Genomic DNA, 18,028 nt, shown 5'->3' with positions numbered 1-18,028 from the left:
CGAGCCCAAGCATGCCGCACACCCCACCGCTGATCCACTCGCTGCTGGACACCGACCTGTACAAATTCACCATGCTGCAGGTGGTGCTGCACCAGTTTCCGGCCGCGCACGGCGAATACGAATTCAAGTGCCGCAACCACCCGGATACGCCGCTGACCCAGCTGAAACAACAACTGGAAGCGCAGCTGGATCATTTATGCCGGCTGCGCTTCAGCCAGGATGAACTCGACTACCTGCGCGGCCTGCGCTTCATCAAGAGCGATTTCGTCGATTACCTGGAACTGTTCCACCTGCAACGCCGCTTCATCGACGTGACCGAGGAAGGCGATCAGCTGGCAATACGGATCAAAGGGCCGATGGTGCAGGCGATGTTCTTCGAGATCTTCGTGCTGTCCATCGTCAACGAGCTGTATTTCCGCCCGCTGGACACCGTGGAGGTGCGATCGGAAGGCGTGCGGCGGCTGGAGGACAAGATCGCCACGCTGCAGCGCTTCCGCGCCGAAGAGGCCGCCGGCCAGCGCTTCCCGCTGCTGATCGCCGACTTCGGCACCCGCCGCCGCTTCAGCCGCGACTGGCAGGAGCATGTGGTGGAGAGGCTCAACGGCACGCTGCCGGAAATCTTCCGCGGCACCAGCAACGTGCACCTGGCGCGCAAGCTGGGCATCACGCCGATCGGCACCATGGCGCATGAATTCTTCCAGGCCTTCCAGGCGCTGGGCGTGAGGCTGCGCGACTTTCAGACCGCCGCGCTGGAATCGTGGGTGCAGGAATACCGCGGCGACCTGGGCATCGCCCTGACCGACGTGGTGGGCATGGACGCCTTCCTGGCGGATTTCGACCTCTACTTCGCCAAGCTGTTCGACGGCCTTCGCCACGACAGCGGCGATCCTTACGTCTGGGGCGAAAAAGCCATCGCCCACTACCGCAAGCTGCGCATCGACCCCGCCAGCAAGATGCTGACCTTCAGCGACGGCCTTTCAGTGGACCGCGCGCTGCAATTGCACCGCCACTTCAGCCCGCACATCCAGGTGAGCTTCGGCATCGGCACCCACTTCACCAATGACATGGGGCTGGAGCCGCTGCAGATCGTCCTCAAGCTGGTCAGCTGCAACGGCCAGCCGGTGGCCAAGCTGTCCGACAGCCCAGGCAAGACCATGTGCAGCGACGAAACCTTCCTCGCCTACCTGCGCCAGGTGTTCCGGATCAGTTCGCCGCGATAGGCGTTCAGTACAGCAAGGCCATCAGCTGCCGGCGCGCCTCGTCCGGCAGCCGCTCCCCGGCCAGCGCCACCGTCTGCCGCCCCAGCGCCCGGTAGGCGGATGCCAGTTCCACATCCGCCAGCACCGACAGATGCCGCTCCACGGTGCCGACATCGCCGCGCAAGATCGGCCCGGTCAGCGCCGCGCGCGGCCCCAACTCCAGCGCATTGTCCAGCGTCTGCCGCATCAGCCCGCCCAGCAGCGGCGCCGCCAGTTCGGCGGGCACCCCGGCCTGCCGGGTCAGGCCTTGCGCCATCGCCGTCAGCGCCACCAGATAATTGGACGCCACCGACAGCGCGGCATGGTAGGCCGCCTTGCCGCCGGCGGCCAGGCGGAACGGCCGCCCGCCAAGCGCCAACACAAACGGCTCCAGCCGCAGACAGGCCGCCTCATCGCCCTCCAGCGCGCACAAGGTGCCGGCAAAGCCCGCCACCGCCCTGGCCGGATCGGCGAAAGAAAACGCCGGATGCAGGCTGGCGACATGCGCGCCCCGCTCGGCCAGCGGCTGCAGCAGCGATGCCTCGCCCACCCCGCTCGCATGGAAAACCACGCTGCCCGCCGGCACCACTCCGGCCGCCGCCAACGCCCTGGCGCAGAATGCGACGGCAGCATCCGGCACCGCCAGCAGGTATAGATCGACCGGCGCCAACTGGCGCATCTCGCTCACCGGCCGCCCGGCGCCGATGAAGTCGCAAGCCAGCCGCAGCGGCTCCACCCGCCTGGCCATCACGTCCACCACCTCAAACTCTCCGGACTGGCGCGCCAGACGCGCCAGGGTGCTTCCCAGCCGCCCAGGGCCAATCACTGTCAGCGTCTGCATCCCTTGCATCCTTATATATACCTTCCTCGGTTCATGCTCCGCCCCACAATACCCGTCATCGACAGCAACCGCCCGGATTGTAGAACATCCCAGATTGCCGCGCCTGGCCCCCGTCAAACCGCGGCGCAAGCGCCAAGCGCCAATCCGTAGCCAAAATGCATCACCTGGCCACATGTATAAAACTAGCAAAAACAAAACCTGGAGAAATATTTTTGTTTAATACCAATAGCTTGCACACACATTACACATGAAACAGCAATATAGTTTCAACACTCTTTCCATTTACATAGTTGACGCTTTCTTTTAACATGATCACAAGCGAATTCAAGTCGATGCAATCCGCGCCAACCTGGATTCACTTCAAGTCACGTTGATTTTTCAGCCCGCCCACACCGGCGGGCTATTTTTTTACTCGCAATCAGGCCAATCGGCCTGAGAATCAAGCCTGTATGGGCAATCTAGCCGAATGATGCTTTTTCGCAACACCATTAACAGCCTTGCAAATACACAGTAACTATCCTGACTATTCAACAAGTTACGAAATAAAAAATTGAACATTAGGCATGTTCAATAGCAACAATCGTTGCTTGATCGCAACACTATCCGCCAGCCATAGTTGCATTTTCACAACCCAGCCAATAGCATTTGCTCACATTCCTAAAACCTAAAAAGGATGACTTGACCATGAAAAAAAGTCTGATTGCCCTGCTGGTAGCCACTCTGCCGGCTGCAGCTTTTGCTGACGTAACCATCTACGGCACCCTGAAGGCTGGCGTTGAATACAACGACAACGGCACCACCAAGAAAACCAATATCGACGATCTGGGTTCCCGCATCGGCTTCAAGGGCGCTGAAGATCTGGGCAGCGGCCTGAAGGCTATCTGGCAAGTTGAAACCGGCTTCGCCGTTGACGGCAACAAAGACCAATACAGCCCTTCCAACAGTGGCACCTTCGCCAACCGCAACTCCTTCCTGGGCCTGCAAAGCAACCTGGGTACCCTGCGTTTCGGCAACGTGTCCAACTTCCTGGACAGCGACATGGGCACTGTTGACGTATGGCAATATAACAGCGACGCTCTGGGCCTGAGCGTATTCACCCGTGATGGCACCCGTCTGAAGAACTCGGTACGCTACGACCTACCGTCCGTGGTTCCGGGCCTGACCGCCGCTCTGCAATACGGCACCAAGGAAGTCAAGGGCTTGGCCAACAATGACCGCGAAACCACCGTCTTGGGCCTCGGCTACGAGAACAGCGGCTTCTTCGGCAAATATGCTTACATTCACGAAAGCAAGAACGTAGCCAAGCTGAATGACTACAAGCTGAATGACTCCGCTAACGATAAACACCGCCTGGAAGTTGGCTACAATGCCAACAACCTGTTCGTAGGTCTGGCCTACCAACAGCAGAAGGGCAATGAAGACATCGTTGGTTGGGAAAGCTACCTGACCAGCGTAGCTATCCCGGTAGGTATCGCCGCTACTGATAAAGTGAAGACTCAGGAAATCGCGCTGACTGCGGCTTACACCTTTGGTGCGATCACTCCGAAGTTCAGCTATGTTAAGGCCAAGGACGTTAAGGTTGGCGGCCAGTCCATCGGTGACTCCGGCTACGACCAATACGTTGTGGGCGCTGACTACGCGCTGTCCAAGCGCACCACTATCGGCGCTCAGTACGGCGATCTGGACTTCAAGGGCAACAACAAGGATCTCAAGTCCTTCGGCCTGAACATGGTTCACAGCTTCTAATTAACCGGTTCGACGCAAGAACCCGTGAACAGAAGAAAAGCCCGCTTCGGCGGGCTTTTTTACGTCCATAAAGCGCATTCCCCATGAAAACTCTTTATCTCCCCGCGCTGCTGCTGGTCCTGAACGGCCTGCCAGCCCGCGCCGATGAGGCTGCCGAGCCGGCCCCGGCCCGTATCCGCGTATTCATGCAAAACAGCGTCATCGTCGGGCTCTATCCCAACCGCTCCTGCTATCCCCCCAAGCTCCGTTCCGGCAATCTGGTGCGCGCCGGCGCCGGCAATCCGTTCCGCTCGCTGTTCGGCAGCGTGTCCAACAAGAGCATAGGCATGCCGGAAAGCCTGAATACCCGGCAACTATCTCAACGCAGCAGGCTGGGCTCGACCGCCTATTACCAGGAATTCCCGCTGATGCCCGGACAAGCGGTGACTTTCAGCGCCAGCCTCAATGCGGTCAACGGCCCGCATTGCGACACGCAGGCCGCCAGCTTCACCCCCCAGGCCGGCGCCGACTACGAAGCCATGCTCAACGTAGCGGACCGTTGCCGACTGAACCTCGTCCAGTTGCCTTCGGGCAGCGCCGTGGACGCGGAGCCGGCGGCCATCCCCGACTTGCAGCCGGCCCTCCCCTGCCAAGCGCCGCCGCGCTGAACCGGGGACAAGCAAAAACCCCGTCGCCGGCGACGGGGTTGGTCTTAGCTGGCGCAAGGCCGGCGGCGGATCAGAACGGCAGCTGATAAACCGGATTGCGGCTGTCCGCGCCTTCCAGACGTATCCGCTCCAGCTCGCTGCGCAGCGCGTTCTGCAGCCATTGCTCGCGCATCTTGTCGCCATCCGGATGCTCGGACAGCGTGCGGTACAACGCCATGCCGTGCATGGTGGTCATCATGGTGAGCAGAGTGGCGAAAAAGCCGGTGGAAATGGCGTAGCGCGGAAATAGCGACGCCATCATCGCGACGAAGCGGTCGCGGAAATAGGTGCTGGCATTGCTGAGGAAGATTTCGCGCAGATCCGGCGTGGTGCGCGCCGCCATCAACAATTCCAGCAGCACGATATGCCGCGGCGTCATCACCAGCGCCTTCATCAGCGCGACGATGCGCTCTTCCTCCGGCATGCTGGCAGGCAACTGGCCGGCCAGCGCCAGACCGGAGTCGAAGATATCGTCCACCACCTTGCGGCCTACCGGCTGCATCAGCTCGTTTTTGGTGGCGAAATGCCGGAACAGCGCGCCCTGCGACACGCCGGCGCGATTGCAGATCAACTGCACGCTGGTGCCATGGTAGCCGCACTCCATCAGGCATTCGATCGCCGCTTCCACCAGTTTGCCTATGGTGGACTCCCTGCGGCTTTGCTGTGTTCGTCTGGTCTGCATCTATTGTTTTATCATTTATCGTCCCAAGCCCGGCCAGATGATACGTGAAACAACGTATGCAAGCGAGGGTGGGCACATTCTAAGAACAAGCAAGACACGCCAACAACCAGGCGCTCCTCTCTCCCCTGCAGCCACATCGAAACCGGCCACTACAGCAATACTACCAAAACCTGCCGGGGAATATGCAACTTGCTTCGCCAGTCCACACTGGCCCAAACAACAGGTGCCAAGCCTGCGGGATCAAGCTCTGGCCTGAGCTTGCGCGGACTGCCGCGCCAGCCTGCATCATGCGGCGGCGGAACGCATTGTCCGCCGCCGCCGCCGCGCCAGCCTTGTGGCGGCGCAAACATTTCGACAAAAGATAGAATCCACTCTATTTCATTAATTACTGATGGACTCCGTCCATCAGCCTCTCGCACGCTATTTCAGGCCGACCGCGGCAAAACTGACCCGGCCATAAGGGTTTACCGCATAGCCGCTGACTTCCTTGCGCGCCAAGCCAAAGGCGGTGGGATGCGCCAGCGGCAGCCACAGCGCCTGGTCGTGGATGATCTTCTGCGCCGCCTGGTACAGCTTGGCGCGCGCCTTGAAATCGCTGGCCTTCTTGCCGTCGGCTATCAGCTTGTCCAGCTTCGCATCGCAATAGCGCGCGAAGTTGGTGCCCGACTGCACCGCCGAGCAGGAAAACTGGGGAGTAAGGAAATTATCCGGATCGCCGTTGTCACCGGCCCAGCCCATGAACAGCATCTCATGCTCGCCGGCCTTGCCGCGCTTGATCAGCTCGCCCCACTCCAGCACCTTGATCTGCAGCCGGATGCCCACCTTGGCCAGATCGGCCTGCAGCAGCTCCGCCCCGGCCTTGGGGTTGGGATTCAGCGTGCTGCCGCCAGGACGCACCCAGATACTGGTGTCGAAGCCGTTGGGGTAGCCCGCCTGGGCCAGCAGCTTCCTGGCCTGCGCCGGGTCGTAAGGATAAGGCCGGATGGTCTTGTCGTAGCTCCAGGTATTGGGCGGATAGACCAGATTGGCGGCGACGGCGGTATTGCCGAACACCGCTTTCAGATAGCTGCCCTTGTCGAACGCCAGGTTGATCGCCTGGCGCACCAGCGGATTGCTCAAAGGCTTCTTCTGGCTGTTGAACGCGACAAATGCCGTCATGAAGGCCGGCGTCTGCAGCACCCGCAGCCTGCCGTCGCCCTGCGCCGCCAACACATCTTGCGGCTTGGGCGACAGCGCGATCTGGCATTCGCCGGCGCGCAGCTTCTGCAGCCGGACCGAAGAGTCCGGCGTAATCGCGTAGATCAGCGCCGACACCTTGGGCTTGGCGCCGAAATAGGCTGGATTGGGCAGATAGCGCACCTGCGCGTCCTTGGCGAAGCTCTTGAAGATGAACGGGCCGGTGCCGATGGGCTTGCTGTTGAGATCGGCCGTCTTGCCGGCGGCCAGCAACTGGCTGGCGTACTCGGCGGAATAGATGGAAGCGAAGCCCATGGTCAGGCTGGACAGGAAGGTGGCTTCCGGATAATTGAGTTCGAAGCGCACCGTTTGCCCGTCCAGCTTGCGCACCGCCTTGATCAGCTTGGGAAACTGCATCGCCTGCGCGTGCGGGTAGCCGGTGGGCGCGGTCTTGTACCAGGGATTGTCAGGATTCAGCATGCGGTCGAAAGTGAACACCACATCGTCGGCGTTCAGCTTGCGGCTGGGCTTGAAGTATTCCGTGGCGTGAAAGCCGACATCGGAGCGCAAATGGAAGGTGTAGCTCAGACCATCCGCGCCCGCCTCCCAACTGCGCACCAGGCTGGCCTGCAGCTTGCCTGCGGCGGCATCGTATTCCACCAGCCGGTCCATCAATACGTCGGCCGACGCGTTGGTGGTGACCAGCGAGTTGTACTGCACCACGTCGAAGCCTTCCGGATTGGCGTCGGTGCAGACGGTAAGCGGTTTGGCGGCCGCGGCCAAGGCCGGCAGCCACGCCGCGAACAATAGGGCGTTGATGGTTTTCATGACTTTCTCCTTGCGGCCACCGTCAATGCCGGCAGCATGAATCGCACTAGAGTAAGTCAATATGGTGCAAAAACCAACGACTTAATCTACATATTGATATAAGGCGAGCGTCCGCTCACAACAACAGCTTGTGAAACTCGCCGGCGGCCAGCGCCGGGCTGCACAGATAGCCCTGGTACTCCTGACAGCCGCGCTGCCGCAGCCATTCCAGCTGTCGCGAGGTCTCCACGCCCTCCGCCACCACTTTCAATTCCAGCATCCGGCACATGGTGATGATCAGTTCGGCGATGGCCGGCGTGCTGTCGAGATCGGCGATGAAGGAACGGTCTATTTTCAGCGAACTGAGCGGGTAGCGCTGCAGATAGGCCAAATTGGAATAGCCGGTGCCGAAATCGTCGACCGCGATGCGCACGCCCTGGCCGCGCAGCGCCTGCAAGGTGCACATGGTCTGATCGTCATGCCCCAGCAACACGGACTCGGTGATCTCCAGCTCCAGGCGCTCGGCCTGGCAGCCGCTGCCAGCCAGCACGCCCGCCACCATCGCCGGCAGCGCCGGATCGACAAACTGGCAGGGAGACAGATTGACCGACACCATCAGGTCCAGCCCCATCTCGCGCCACCGTCTCTGCTGCTCTGCAGCCTGCGCCAGGATCTGCCTGCCCAGGGCCAGGATCAGTCCGCTGTCCTCGCACACCTGGATGAAGCTGTCCGGTTTCAGCACACCGCGTTGCGGGTGGTTCCAGCGCGCCAGCGCTTCGGCGCCGACCACACTGCCGCTGGCGACATCGACGCGCGGCTGGAAATAGGCGATGAACTCGCCGTTTTCGAGGCCGCGCCGGATATCGCTTTCCAGCGCCAGCTGCGCCTGGGTGCGCGCCTCAAGCGCCGGCGTGAAGAACATCAGGTTGTTGCGGCCGGCATCCTTGGCCGCGTACATCGCCAGGTCAGCGTGGCGCATCATCTGCTCGATGTCCAGCATGCCGGCGCGGCAGACGCTCACGCCTATCGACGCCGACACGCTGATGTCCATGCCCCCCAGCCGGATCGGCATGCCCAGCGCCTGCAGAATGCCGCGGCCCAGCGCGTCAGCGCGTTCTGCCGCCTCAGGCGCGGCCAGCATCACCAGGAATTCGTCGCCGCCCAGCCGCGCCGCTTTCTCGTCGTGCCCCAGCAGCTTCGTCAGGCGGGCAGCCATGCCGATCAGCAGTTCATCGCCGCTGGCGTGCCCCAACGAGTCGTTGACGTTCTTGAAACGGTCCAGGTCGATGAACATCAAGGCCACCTGGCGCCCGTCGCGCAGCGCCTGCTGCAAATAAGGCAGGAAATCGCTGCGGATGCCATTGCGGTTGGGCAGGCCGGTCAGCATGTCGTGATTGGCCAGGAAATTGGCGCGCCCCTCAGCGTGCTTCAGATCGGTGATGTCCACCTCGCTGACCAGCAGCGCGTCCTGCCCGGACACCGCGTCGCGGCAAGCCCGCACCGCGATCTCGTGCCAGCGCGTACCCAGCCGCGTGCACACCTGGGCCGATCGCCTGGCCTCGCCGCTGGCCGCCACGCCCTGCTGCAGCGCCTGCCAGTCGCCGTCGTGGATGAAATGCTGGCGCCAGGCCTCGCTGGCGTGCGCCACCTGGGCGCGCGCCGATGGATTGCGGTACAGCGCCCTTCCGGCCGCGTCGTACAGGGTGATCAGCACCGAGGTGTGCATCAGCGCCTCGGCGCTGCGCAAGCTGGCCGGATCGGCGGTGAGATGATTCTGCGCCTCGCAGAACATCATCATTCGCCCGTCTACCCGGATGCCGCGGAACGCCACTTTCAGCACGCAAGGCAGGCCGTTGGGATACAGGGTCCAGCTTTCGACGAAGCTGGCGTCTTCGCGCTCGAAGTCCTGCTGATACTGGCAAAGCCGCTGCGCCACCGATACCGACATGTCCAGCGACATGTCGCGCTGCTGCAGTTCCTCCAGACTATGCGCGCCCCACACCCGCAGCGCGGCCGGATTGGCCCAGAACACGTATTTTTGATCAATATCGAAAACCCACACCGGCAGGCTCAAGGCCTCCAGCATCGACAGATTGCCCCCCTGCCAGGAGATTGGATTCTTCATCGGCATATCGCCGTTAACCTTTTATTTATTCATCAGAAAATAGCCAAAGCTGCCACTGCCGGCGCCGGGTATTGTAGCAAGCAAACGGTCGTCGCCCGCTCTTTTCTAGCGCCGGCGCCCTTGCCCGCGCCCATCGGCCGGCAACGGTTCCGCCCGTTCGTTTATGAACCGCAGGGTTTCCTTTGCGCCGGCGATTGCGCGCGGAAATAAAAAAAGCAGAACGCGGCGCGTTCTGCCTTTTACTGCCGCGGCAGGCTCAGTTGGCTTGCAAATCAGCCGCCTTGCGCGCAAACAGTCTGGCAATGCCGTGATAGTGCGGCTGGCCATGGCCGATATCCAGCGCATACTCCTCCTGATAAGCCAGCACCGCCAGCGCGGAGAACTGCTGGCGCAACTCGTCCGGCCGGTAATAGTGCCGAACGTAGGCGGCGGTCTCGCTAGCCTGCCCGCCATGCACCGCGCACCCCGGATCATTGACCATGAACACCGACACGAACAGGTATCCCCCCGGCGCCAGACCCGCCATCATCGCCACCGCCAGCCGCGCCCCCGACGCCTCGTCCAGATGATCGAGCGAGGTATTGGCCACAATGAGGTGATAGCGTTGCGGCTCAATCGACACCGCGGACAGGTCGGCCACCCTGCCTTTGACATCCAGATGCCGCTCGTCCGCCAGGCTCGCCAGGCGGGCAACCGCCACGGACGAGGCGTCGACGCCATGCATCGCAAACCCGCAGCTTGCCAAATACAGGGCATTGCGCCCCTGCCCGCATCCCAGATCCAACCCCGTTCCACGTCCTTCTACAGCGTACTTCTCCAGATAATGCACCAGAAAGGGAGACGGCTTGTCTCCATACAACGACCCATTATTGCGATAAACGCCATCAAAATCAGCAGCACCCATTTCCTGCCCCTACTCGCTCTTGCTTACAAAACCGGCACTCATTCCATATCATTCGGACTAAGTACCACCACTTATATGGCTTAGTAATCAGCATAGGACATAGTGTCAGCTTAGATATTCTTACTAAGTAGAATTAGCAGCCCCCTCCCCTGTCCGGCGGCAAAAGAAACCGCCCCGCAGGCGGAAAGCCTTGCGGGGCGGCGCTTTTCAACTGTTGCCCTAGGGCAACGGGTTTATTCGTAGCTGTCGGTGCTCGGGCAGCTGCACACCAGGTTGCGGTCGCCGTAGACGTCGTCGATGCGGTTCACGCTCGGCCAGAACTTGTTTTCCAGTACATATGGCAGCGGGAACAAGCCTTGCTCGCGGCTGTACGGGCGGTCCCAGTCGCCCGCGATATCGGCCTTGCTGTGCGGCGCGTTTACCAGCGGGTTGTTGTCCGCCGGCCATGCGCCGCTCTGCACCTGGTCGATCTCCTGGCGGATGGCCGCCATCGCCGCGACGAAGCGGTCCAGCTCGGCTTTGGGCTCGGACTCGGTGGGCTCTATCATCAGCGTGCCCGGCACCGGGAAGCTCATGGTGGGGGCGTGGAAGCCGTAGTCCATCAGCCGCTTGGCCACATCCACCTCGGTGACGCCGCTGGCGGCCTTGAGCGGGCGCAGGTCGATGATGCACTCGTGCGCGACGCGGCCGTTGGCGCCGGTGTACAGCACCGGGAAGTGCTCGCCCAGACGGGTGGCCAAGTAGTTGGCTGACAACAGCGCATTCTCGGTGGCCTGCTTCATGCCTTCCGCGCCCATCATCGCGATGTACATATAGGAGATGGGCAGGATGGAGGCGGAACCGAACGGCGCGGCGGACACCGCGCTCTGGCCGGCTTCGGCGCCCGGCACCGGCGTCACCACGTGGTTGGCGATGAAGGGCGCCAGATGCGCCTTCAGGCCTATCGGCCCCATGCCCGGGCCGCCGCCGCCGTGCGGAATGCAGAAGGTCTTGTGCAGGTTCATGTGCGACACGTCGGCACCGATGTCGGCCGGACGGGTCAGCCCCACCTGGGCGTTGAGGTTGGCGCCGTCCATGTACACCTGGCCGCCGTGGCGGTGCACGATCTCGCAGATCTGCTTGATGCCTTGCTCGAACACGCCGTGGGTGGACGGATAGGTGATCATCAGCGCCGCCAGATTGGCCGAATGCTGCTCGGCGCGCGCCTTGAGATCGGCCACGTCCACATTGCCGGCCTCGTCGCAGTCCACCACCACCACCTGCATGTTCATCATCTGCGCGGTGGCCGGATTGGTGCCGTGGGCCGAGCGCGGAATCAGGCAGATGTTGCGGTGGGCCTCGCCGCGCGACTCATGGTAGCGGCTGATGGCCAACAGGCCGGCGTACTCGCCCTGAGCGCCGGAGTTGGGCTGCATCGAGATGATGTCGAAGCCGGTGATGGCGCGCAACTGCGTCTCCAGGCCGGCGATCATCTCCAGATAGCCCACAGTCTGCTCGCGCGGCGCGAACGGGTGCATATTGGCGAATTCCGGCCAGGTGACGGGAATCATCTCGCTGGTGGCGTTCAGCTTCATGGTGCAGCTGCCCAAGCTGATCATCGAGTGGTTCATCGCCAGGTCGCGGTTTTCCAGCTTTTTCATATAGCGCAGCATCTCGTGCTCGCTATGGTGAACATTGAACACCGGGTGCGTCAGGATCGCGGACTCGCGCTTGAGCGCCGCCGGGATCGCGTCCTGAGCGGCGGCGTCAAGCTGGGCGATGTCGGCGCTCTGGCCTGTGAACAGCTCGATCAGCTTGACGAGGTCCGCCTCGCTGGCGGCTTCATGGAAGGCCACGCCCAGCACATTCTTGCCGGCGCGACGCAGGTTGTAGCCTGCGGCCAAGGCGGCGGCATAGATGGCGTCGGCCTTGACGGCCTCCACCTGCACCGTGTCGAAGAAGCGGTCGAACACCAGCTTGCCGCCGGCGGCCCGCACCGCGTGGGCGAAAATGGCGGCCAGCCGGTGAATGCGGGCGGCGATGCGCTTGACGCCCTCCGCGCCGTGATACACCGCATACATGCTGGCCATATTGGCCAGCAACACCTGGCTGGTGCAGATATTGGAATTGGCCTTCTCGCGGCGGATGTGCTGTTCGCGGGTCTGCAGCGCCATCCGCAGCGCGGTCTTGCCCTTGGCGTCGACCGACACTCCGATGATGCGGCCCGGCGCCGAGCGCTTCATCTCGTCCTTGAAAGCGAAATAGGCGGCGTGCGGGCCGCCGAAGCCCATAGGCACGCCGAAGCGCTGGGTATTGCCCAGCGCGATGTCGGCGCCCATCTCGCCCGGAGACTTCAGCGCCACCAGCGCCATCACGTCAGCCGCCACCGCGGCGATGCCGCCCTTGGCCTTGACCGCCGCGATATGCGGGGTGAGGTCGATCAGGTCGCCGGCCTCGCCCGGATACTGGAACAGCGCGCCGAAGTAGTCGCCGTTGCCGGCTTCTTCCGGATGGCCCTGCACCAGCTCGAAGCCGAAGTACTTGGCCCGGGTGGACATCACATCATAGGTTTGCGGCAGCACGCGGCTGTCGACGAAGAAGCGGCGCGACTTGGACTTGGACACGCGGCCGGCCATCGCCATCGCCTCGGCGGCGGCGGTGGCCTCGTCCAGCAAGGACGCGTTGGCCATTTCCAGACCGCTGAGGTCTATCACCATCTGCTGGAAATTGAGCAGCGCCTCCAGCCGGCCCTGGGCGATCTCGGCCTGGTACGGGGTATAGGCGGTATACCAGCCGGGGTTTTCCAGCACATTGCGCAGGATGACGGCCGGCGTCTTCACCGGGTAGTAGCCCAGACCGATAAAGGATTTATTGACCACGTTCTTGGCGGCAACTGCCTTGAGCGCGGCCAGCGCCTCGGCCTCCGGCTGCGACGGCGGCAGGTCCAGCGCGCGGTTCAGCCGGATGTCGGCCGGCAGCGTTTCGCCGACCAGCGCGTCGATGGACGCCGCGCCGATGGCCGCCAGCATCTGTTGGCGCTCGTCGTCGGACGGTCCGATGTGGCGGGCGATGAATTCGTTGCGATTGAAGAGTTCGGAGAGCGACATGTTCAAGACCTTCCATTGCTGCCGCGAAACCCGCCATGCCCAGATGTCGGCGAGAACTGCCAGCGCTCGCCCATCGATGTTCATGCCGTTTACGGTTCGCGGCCAAAAAAAACGCCCTGAGTCTCGCGACTGCAGGGCGGGTTCAGCGATCAGGCGCCGATTTCCTTGGCGTAGGCGGCTGCGTCCATCAGGCCGTCCAGATCGGCCGGATTGGCCGGTTTGAGCTTGAAGAACCAGCCGGCGCCGTAAGGCTCGCTGTTGGCCAGGTCCGGCGCGCCTTCCAGCTCTTCGTTCACCGCCAGGATTTCGCCTGCGATCGGACAGTACACGTCGGACGCGGCCTTCACCGACTCAACCACCCCGGCCTGCTCATCGCGGGCCAGTTGCGCGCCCACCTTGGGCAGCTCTACGAAAACGATGTCGCCCAGCAGCTCCTGCGCGTGCTCGGTGATGCCCACGGTTACGGAGCCGTCGGCTTCCAGGCGCAGCCACTCGTGGCTTTCGACGTATTTCAGTTCGGCGGGGATGTTGCTCATCTTGAAGTTCTCCAGCTTAAGATCAGATCAATGGTCATGGCGGTCGTCGTTTGGACGCCGCCCTATTATTCGAATACTTTCTTGCCGTTGCGCACGAAGGGCATCTTCACCACGCGCACATCGGTCAGCGTGCCGCGCAGATCCACCTGGGCGGCGGCGCCGGTGGCGGCGGGCACCCGAGCGATCGCGATGGAGTGCTTCAGCGTGGGCGAGAAGGTGCCGCTGGTGATGACGCCTTCGCCGACGCCCTCCACCACCACCTTCAGGCCTTCGCGCAAAACGCCGCGGCCTTCGAGCACCAGGCCCACCTGCTTCATCGCCACGCCCTTGGCCTTTTGCGCTTCCAGCGCCTCGCGTCCGTTGAACTTGCGCTCCTTAGGCTCCCAGGCGATGGTCCAACCCATGCCGGCCTCCAGCGGCGATACGGTTTCGTCCATGTCGTGGCCGTACAGGTTCATGCCGGCCTCCAGGCGCAGCGTGTCGCGCGCGCCCAGACCGATCGGCGCGACGTCAACGGCTTGCAACTGATTGAAGAAGGCGATGGCCTGATCGGCGGGGACCATGATTTCCAGACCGTCCTCGCCGGTATAGCCGGTGCGGGCGTAGAACCATTCATCCTGCGGCAGGCCCTGGAACACTTTCAGCGCGCGGATGGCGTCGGCCAGTTCCGGCTTGATCCTGCAAACCTTGTCTATGGCCTCCGGACCCTGCACCGCCAGCATGGCGAGGTCGCGGCGCACCTTGAGCGCCACGTCGAAGCCGGCCTTCTGCGCGTCCATCCAGGCCAAGTCTTTTTCAGTGGTGCCGGCGTTGACCACCATGCGGTAGCCGTAGGAAGTGAGGTAGACGATCAGGTCGTCGACGACGGTGCCTTCCGGCGTGAGCATGCCGGAATACAGCGCCTTGCCCTCGAAACCGAGCTTGGCGACGTCGTTGGCGATCAGTTTTTGCAACCAGGATTTGGCGTCGGAGCCGGTGACGTCTATCACCGTCATGTGGGAGACGTCGAACATGCCGGCGTCGCTGCGGACGATTTCGTGTTCCTTGAGCTGGGAACCGTAATGGATGGGCATTTCCCAACCGGCGAAGTCAACCATCTTCGCGCCGGCGGCGACGTGGGCGTCGAACAGCGGGGTACGTTTCGGGGCCGTCATGGTGCGGTGGTCCTCTTGCAGGTGTGTGTTTCCTCTATCAACCACACCCCTCTGTCCCTGCACCTGAGATTTTCCGGCTGGATCAGCCGTTAGCCCCTTCGGTGGGCGCCACGGGGACGCCGCTCTCCAGATTCTGCAAGCCGGCAGCCGCCAGCCCGATGATACAGTCCTTTTGCCTGAGCGATTGCGGGTGCACTTGCGCCTTCGGCGGCGATCGCAAGGACCGCTCTCTCCTGTATGACCCGGCGATTATGGTAGCAGTCGCGGCGGCTTGGCAAGCCGAGTTTATTTCGAAGTAAAACAGTTTGTTTTTCTGTTCTTATAAGAAAAGAATATTACAAAAATAATAATAATTGCCATTCGGATGCGAAAATTTCACCGGTCAAACCAGCCTATCCGCTAACAGCCGCTGCCAAGATGCTTATGGACCTGCCGGCGGCCTGCCATGAAAAAAGCGCAGCGCTGAACGCTGCGCTTTTACGGTGAGCCATCGCGCCGTCAGGCTGCGGCGTGCCGCTCCTTCAGCTGCCAGACATACACCGGCAGACCCAGCAGCAACAGCAGCATGCCCCACATCACGGTATCCGCGCCGGAGCCGTACAAGGCCCACAGCGAGTAGACAAAGCCTATCCCGGCGAAAAAGCCCGGCGCCACAAAGTCCCGCTTGGAAAACGCCTTGCCGCGCATCAGCATGATGGCAATCAGCGCCATCGAGCAGAAGGCGTATGGCAGCAGCGTGGCGGCGGTGGCCAGCAGGATGATGAATTCGAAGATTTTCACGCCGCTGTCGCCGCCGGCATACTTGATGGCCATCAGAATGGTCACCAGGGTGCTGGACAGCACTAGGCCGAAAATAGGCACGCCCGCGGCGTTGCGCCGCGCGAAACGGCTGGGGAACAGCTTGTCCTTGGCCGCCGCCGCCGGCACATGCGCCTGCATCAGGCTCCAGCCGTTGAGCGCGCCGAAGCAGGACACCACCGCGCCGAAACCGACCGCCCAATAGCCCCAATCGCCCCACATCAGCCGGGCGGCGTCGGCGAACGGCGCCTGCGAAGCCGCCAGCACGTCGGCCGGCATCAGACCCATCAGCGACACGGTGGACAGGATGTACAGCAGGGTGGCCAGCAGCGTGCCTATCACGGTGGCGCGCGGGATGGTTTTGGCCGGCTCCACCACGTCTCCGGCCGGCACAGAGGCCGACTCCAGGCCAAGGAAGGCCCACAGCGTCAGCGCCATGGTCGCGGACAACGACGACATCAAAGGCTTGTGATGCGGGTTGAACACCAGATTATCCGCGTTCAAATGGAAAAAGCCGATGAAGGTCACCGCCGCCAGCGGCAGCAGCTTGAGCAGCGTGGTCACCACCGCCACCATCCCGGAGCTGCGCGCGCCGCGGCTGTTGATCCAGGTGACGATCCAGATCAGGCTGATGGCGAAGGCTCCCGCCAAAGGCTCGCTGTGTCCCAGGATGGGGAAAAACACTTGCATATAGCTGGTGGCGGCCACCGCCAGCGCCGCATTTCCGGCCCACAGCGCAATCCAGTAGCCCCAGGCGATCCAGAAGCCGGCGAAGTCGCCGAAACCGGCATGTATATAGGCATACGGCCCGCCTTCGCGCGGCAGCATCGCCGACAGGCGGGCGAACACCAGCGCCAGGCAGATCGCGCCGCACGAAGTCAGCAGCCAGCCCAGCATGGATATGCCGCCGAACGGCGCCAGCGACGCCGGCAGCAGGAACACGCCGGAACCTATCATATTGCCCACCACCAAGGCGGTGCACATCCAGACCCCGAGCGAGCCTTTCTTTTGGATGGAACTGTTTTCGCTCAAACCAGATTCTCCGTTGAGGCGGAAAGCATCCCGCGCCGGACTCGCGAGAGTCGGGCGCAAACATGCGGATGATTGGGGAAAACGACGGCTTAGGCTGGCTTGTCTTGCAGGCTTCAAGATAGCCCAGCCCTGGCTGCTTGGCCGATCTCTCGACATCGGCCGGCCTGGGCGCCAACCGCCGCGCCGGAAAAAAAGGGCGCATTAAAACACAGTTTTGACGTAAAAACATGTCGCATTGCCGATTTTTTTACAAAAAAATCGTGCCGCGACAAATGCTTATGTCAAAAGAATAAGAAAGGCCTTATATGTCGGACAAGACCAGCGGGCCGCGCGGCACCCTGCTCAGGGACCAGCTGGCGATAGCCCAGCGCCACAGCTCACCCAGACTGCCGCACTCCGGCGGCGGCGGGTGGCCCAGCAAGGTCAGCGCGGCGCGCAGCTGGCGGGCGGCGTCGTCCACGCATATCGCCGGCGCCAGCGTCTGTTTGGACAGCTTCTCTCCGGCGGCATTGGTCAGCATCGGCAGATGGCAATAGTCAGGCGGCGCCAGCCCCAGGCTGTCGTACACCTGCAGCTGGCGCGGCGTGGACACCAGGAGATCGGCGCCGCGCACGATGTCGTTGATGCCCTGATCGGCGTCATCCACCACGACCGCCAGCTGGTAGGCCCAGAATCCATCGGCGCGCAGCAGGACGAAATCGCCGATATCCCGCGCCAGATTCTGCCGGCTTTCGCCCTGCAGGCGGTCCATCACCACCCGGTCCCCATCCCGCGTCCGCAAACGCCAGGCCCTGCCCTCCCGCCCGTCCGGGCAGCCGCGGCGACAAGTGCCGGGATAGACGTAGCCATCCAACCCGCGCTGGGCGCGGGCGGCGATTTCCTTGCGGGTGCAGCAGCAGACATAGGCGTGGCCGCTGGCAATCAATTGCTGCAGCGCGGCGCGGTAAAGGTGGTGGCGTCGGCTCTGGTAAACCACTTTGCCGTCCCATTCAAAACCGAAGGCCTCCAGCGTGCGCAGGATATCGTCCGCCGCGCCAGCCACCTCGCGCGGCGGGTCCAGGTCCTCCATCCTCAGCAGCCACTCGCCGCCGCGGCTGCGCGCTTCCAGATAGCTGCCGACTGCGGTGCAAAGAGACCCGGCATGCAACAGGCCGGTCGGGCTGGGGGCGAAACGGCCCCGGTATAATGACTTAGACATCTTGATTAGGCAGGCCGAA

Annotated in this window: 13 protein-coding genes and 2 riboswitches; of the genes, 3 read left to right on the top strand and 10 right to left on the bottom strand. The window is 62.6% G+C overall.

Going from position 1 to position 18,028, the window contains the following annotated elements; genetic code table 11:
- Nucleotides 1–11 precede the first annotated feature (11 nt).
- Nucleotides 12–1,220, top strand: coding sequence for a nicotinate phosphoribosyltransferase (pncB, locus tag BI347_RS06595; protein WP_071110955.1), 1,209 nt, complete (start codon nucleotides 12–14; stop codon nucleotides 1,218–1,220).
- Nucleotides 1,221–1,224: 4 nt separating this feature from the next.
- On the opposite strand, the gene BI347_RS06590 is transcribed toward pncB, so the two are convergent.
- Nucleotides 1,225–2,079 (bottom strand): Rossmann-like and DUF2520 domain-containing protein, encoded by an 855-nt coding sequence (locus tag BI347_RS06590; RefSeq protein ID WP_071110956.1) that lies wholly within the window; start codon nucleotides 2,077–2,079, stop codon nucleotides 1,225–1,227.
- Nucleotides 2,080–2,763: 684 nt separating this feature from the next.
- Here BI347_RS06590 and BI347_RS06585 point away from each other — a divergent pair.
- Together BI347_RS06585 and BI347_RS06580 are read left to right on the top strand one after the other, a co-directional pair.
- Entirely contained in the window at nucleotides 2,764–3,825 is a 1,062-nt protein-coding gene (locus BI347_RS06585) for a porin (RefSeq protein ID WP_071115547.1), read from the top strand.
- Between the two features lie 83 nt (nucleotides 3,826–3,908).
- Entirely contained in the window at nucleotides 3,909–4,472 is a 564-nt protein-coding gene (locus BI347_RS06580) for a hypothetical protein (RefSeq protein WP_071110958.1), read from the top strand.
- Between the two features lie 70 nt (nucleotides 4,473–4,542).
- On the opposite strand, the gene BI347_RS06575 is transcribed toward BI347_RS06580, so the two are convergent.
- The 9 genes from BI347_RS06575 to gluQRS form a co-directional block, all read right to left on the bottom strand.
- Nucleotides 4,543–5,193: a TetR/AcrR family transcriptional regulator gene (locus BI347_RS06575; protein ID WP_071110959.1), complete on the bottom strand. Its 651-nt coding sequence runs from the start codon at nucleotides 5,191–5,193 to the stop codon at nucleotides 4,543–4,545.
- A gap of 420 nt (nucleotides 5,194–5,613) precedes the next feature.
- Entirely contained in the window at nucleotides 5,614–7,197 is a 1,584-nt protein-coding gene (locus BI347_RS06570) for an ABC transporter substrate-binding protein (protein WP_071115546.1), read from the bottom strand.
- Nucleotides 7,198–7,312: 115 nt separating this feature from the next.
- Nucleotides 7,313–9,301 (bottom strand): putative bifunctional diguanylate cyclase/phosphodiesterase, encoded by a 1,989-nt coding sequence (locus BI347_RS06565; protein WP_071115545.1) that lies wholly within the window; start codon nucleotides 9,299–9,301, stop codon nucleotides 7,313–7,315.
- A 256-nt stretch (nucleotides 9,302–9,557) separates the two neighbouring features.
- Complete coding sequence (locus BI347_RS06560) at nucleotides 9,558–10,205, bottom strand: class I SAM-dependent methyltransferase (protein ID WP_083338732.1); 648 nt, start codon at nucleotides 10,203–10,205, stop codon at nucleotides 9,558–9,560.
- 233 nt (nucleotides 10,206–10,438) lie between these two features.
- Nucleotides 10,439–13,291: an aminomethyl-transferring glycine dehydrogenase gene (gene gcvP, locus BI347_RS06555; protein WP_071115543.1), complete on the bottom strand. Its 2,853-nt coding sequence runs from the start codon at nucleotides 13,289–13,291 to the stop codon at nucleotides 10,439–10,441.
- Between the two features lie 149 nt (nucleotides 13,292–13,440).
- A complete protein-coding gene (gcvH, locus tag BI347_RS06550; RefSeq protein ID WP_071110964.1) occupies nucleotides 13,441–13,827 on the bottom strand; it encodes a glycine cleavage system protein GcvH in 387 nt (128 codons plus the stop codon).
- 65 nt (nucleotides 13,828–13,892) lie between these two features.
- Entirely contained in the window at nucleotides 13,893–14,981 is a 1,089-nt protein-coding gene (gene gcvT / locus BI347_RS06545; protein WP_071115542.1) for a glycine cleavage system aminomethyltransferase GcvT, read from the bottom strand.
- 41 nt (nucleotides 14,982–15,022) lie between these two features.
- Nucleotides 15,023–15,121: riboswitch (glycine riboswitch) on the bottom strand.
- A gap of 14 nt (nucleotides 15,122–15,135) precedes the next feature.
- A riboswitch (glycine riboswitch) is annotated at nucleotides 15,136–15,227 on the bottom strand.
- Nucleotides 15,228–15,479: 252 nt separating this feature from the next.
- Entirely contained in the window at nucleotides 15,480–16,811 is a 1,332-nt protein-coding gene (locus BI347_RS06540) for an amino acid permease (RefSeq protein ID WP_101686120.1), read from the bottom strand.
- 301 nt (nucleotides 16,812–17,112) lie between these two features.
- Nucleotides 17,113–18,009, bottom strand: coding sequence for a tRNA glutamyl-Q(34) synthetase GluQRS (gene gluQRS, locus BI347_RS06535; protein ID WP_071115541.1), 897 nt, complete (start codon nucleotides 18,007–18,009; stop codon nucleotides 17,113–17,115).
- Nucleotides 18,010–18,028 lie beyond the last annotated feature (19 nt).

This window comes from Chromobacterium sphagni (genome assembly GCF_001855575.1).
GTDB lineage: Bacteria > Pseudomonadota > Gammaproteobacteria > Burkholderiales > Chromobacteriaceae > Chromobacterium > Chromobacterium sphagni.
Note: the sequence above shows the minus strand (reverse complement) of the source record. Positions and strands in the feature narration are given on the sequence as shown.

Coding starts and splice junctions, on each gene's coding strand:
- BI347_RS06560 (WP_083338732.1), bottom strand. CDS start 10,205: ATGGGTGCTGCTGATTTTGATGGCGTTTATCGCAATAATGGGTCGTTG.
- BI347_RS06590 (WP_071110956.1), bottom strand. CDS start 2,079: ATGCAGACGCTGACAGTGATTGGCCCTGGGCGGCTGGGAAGCACCCTG.
- BI347_RS06570 (WP_071115546.1), bottom strand. CDS start 7,197: ATGAAAACCATCAACGCCCTATTGTTCGCGGCGTGGCTGCCGGCCTTG.
- gcvH (WP_071110964.1), bottom strand. CDS start 13,827: ATGAGCAACATCCCCGCCGAACTGAAATACGTCGAAAGCCACGAGTGG.
- BI347_RS06585 (WP_071115547.1), top strand. CDS start 2,764: ATGAAAAAAAGTCTGATTGCCCTGCTGGTAGCCACTCTGCCGGCTGCA.
- BI347_RS06580 (WP_071110958.1), top strand. CDS start 3,909: ATGAAAACTCTTTATCTCCCCGCGCTGCTGCTGGTCCTGAACGGCCTG.
- gcvP (WP_071115543.1), bottom strand. CDS start 13,291: ATGTCGCTCTCCGAACTCTTCAATCGCAACGAATTCATCGCCCGCCAC.
- BI347_RS06565 (WP_071115545.1), bottom strand. CDS start 9,301: ATGAAGAATCCAATCTCCTGGCAGGGGGGCAATCTGTCGATGCTGGAG.
- gcvT (WP_071115542.1), bottom strand. CDS start 14,981: ATGACGGCCCCGAAACGTACCCCGCTGTTCGACGCCCACGTCGCCGCC.
- gluQRS (WP_071115541.1), bottom strand. CDS start 18,009: ATGTCTAAGTCATTATACCGGGGCCGTTTCGCCCCCAGCCCGACCGGC.
- pncB (WP_071110955.1), top strand. CDS start 12: ATGCCGCACACCCCACCGCTGATCCACTCGCTGCTGGACACCGACCTG.
- BI347_RS06575 (WP_071110959.1), bottom strand. CDS start 5,193: ATGCAGACCAGACGAACACAGCAAAGCCGCAGGGAGTCCACCATAGGC.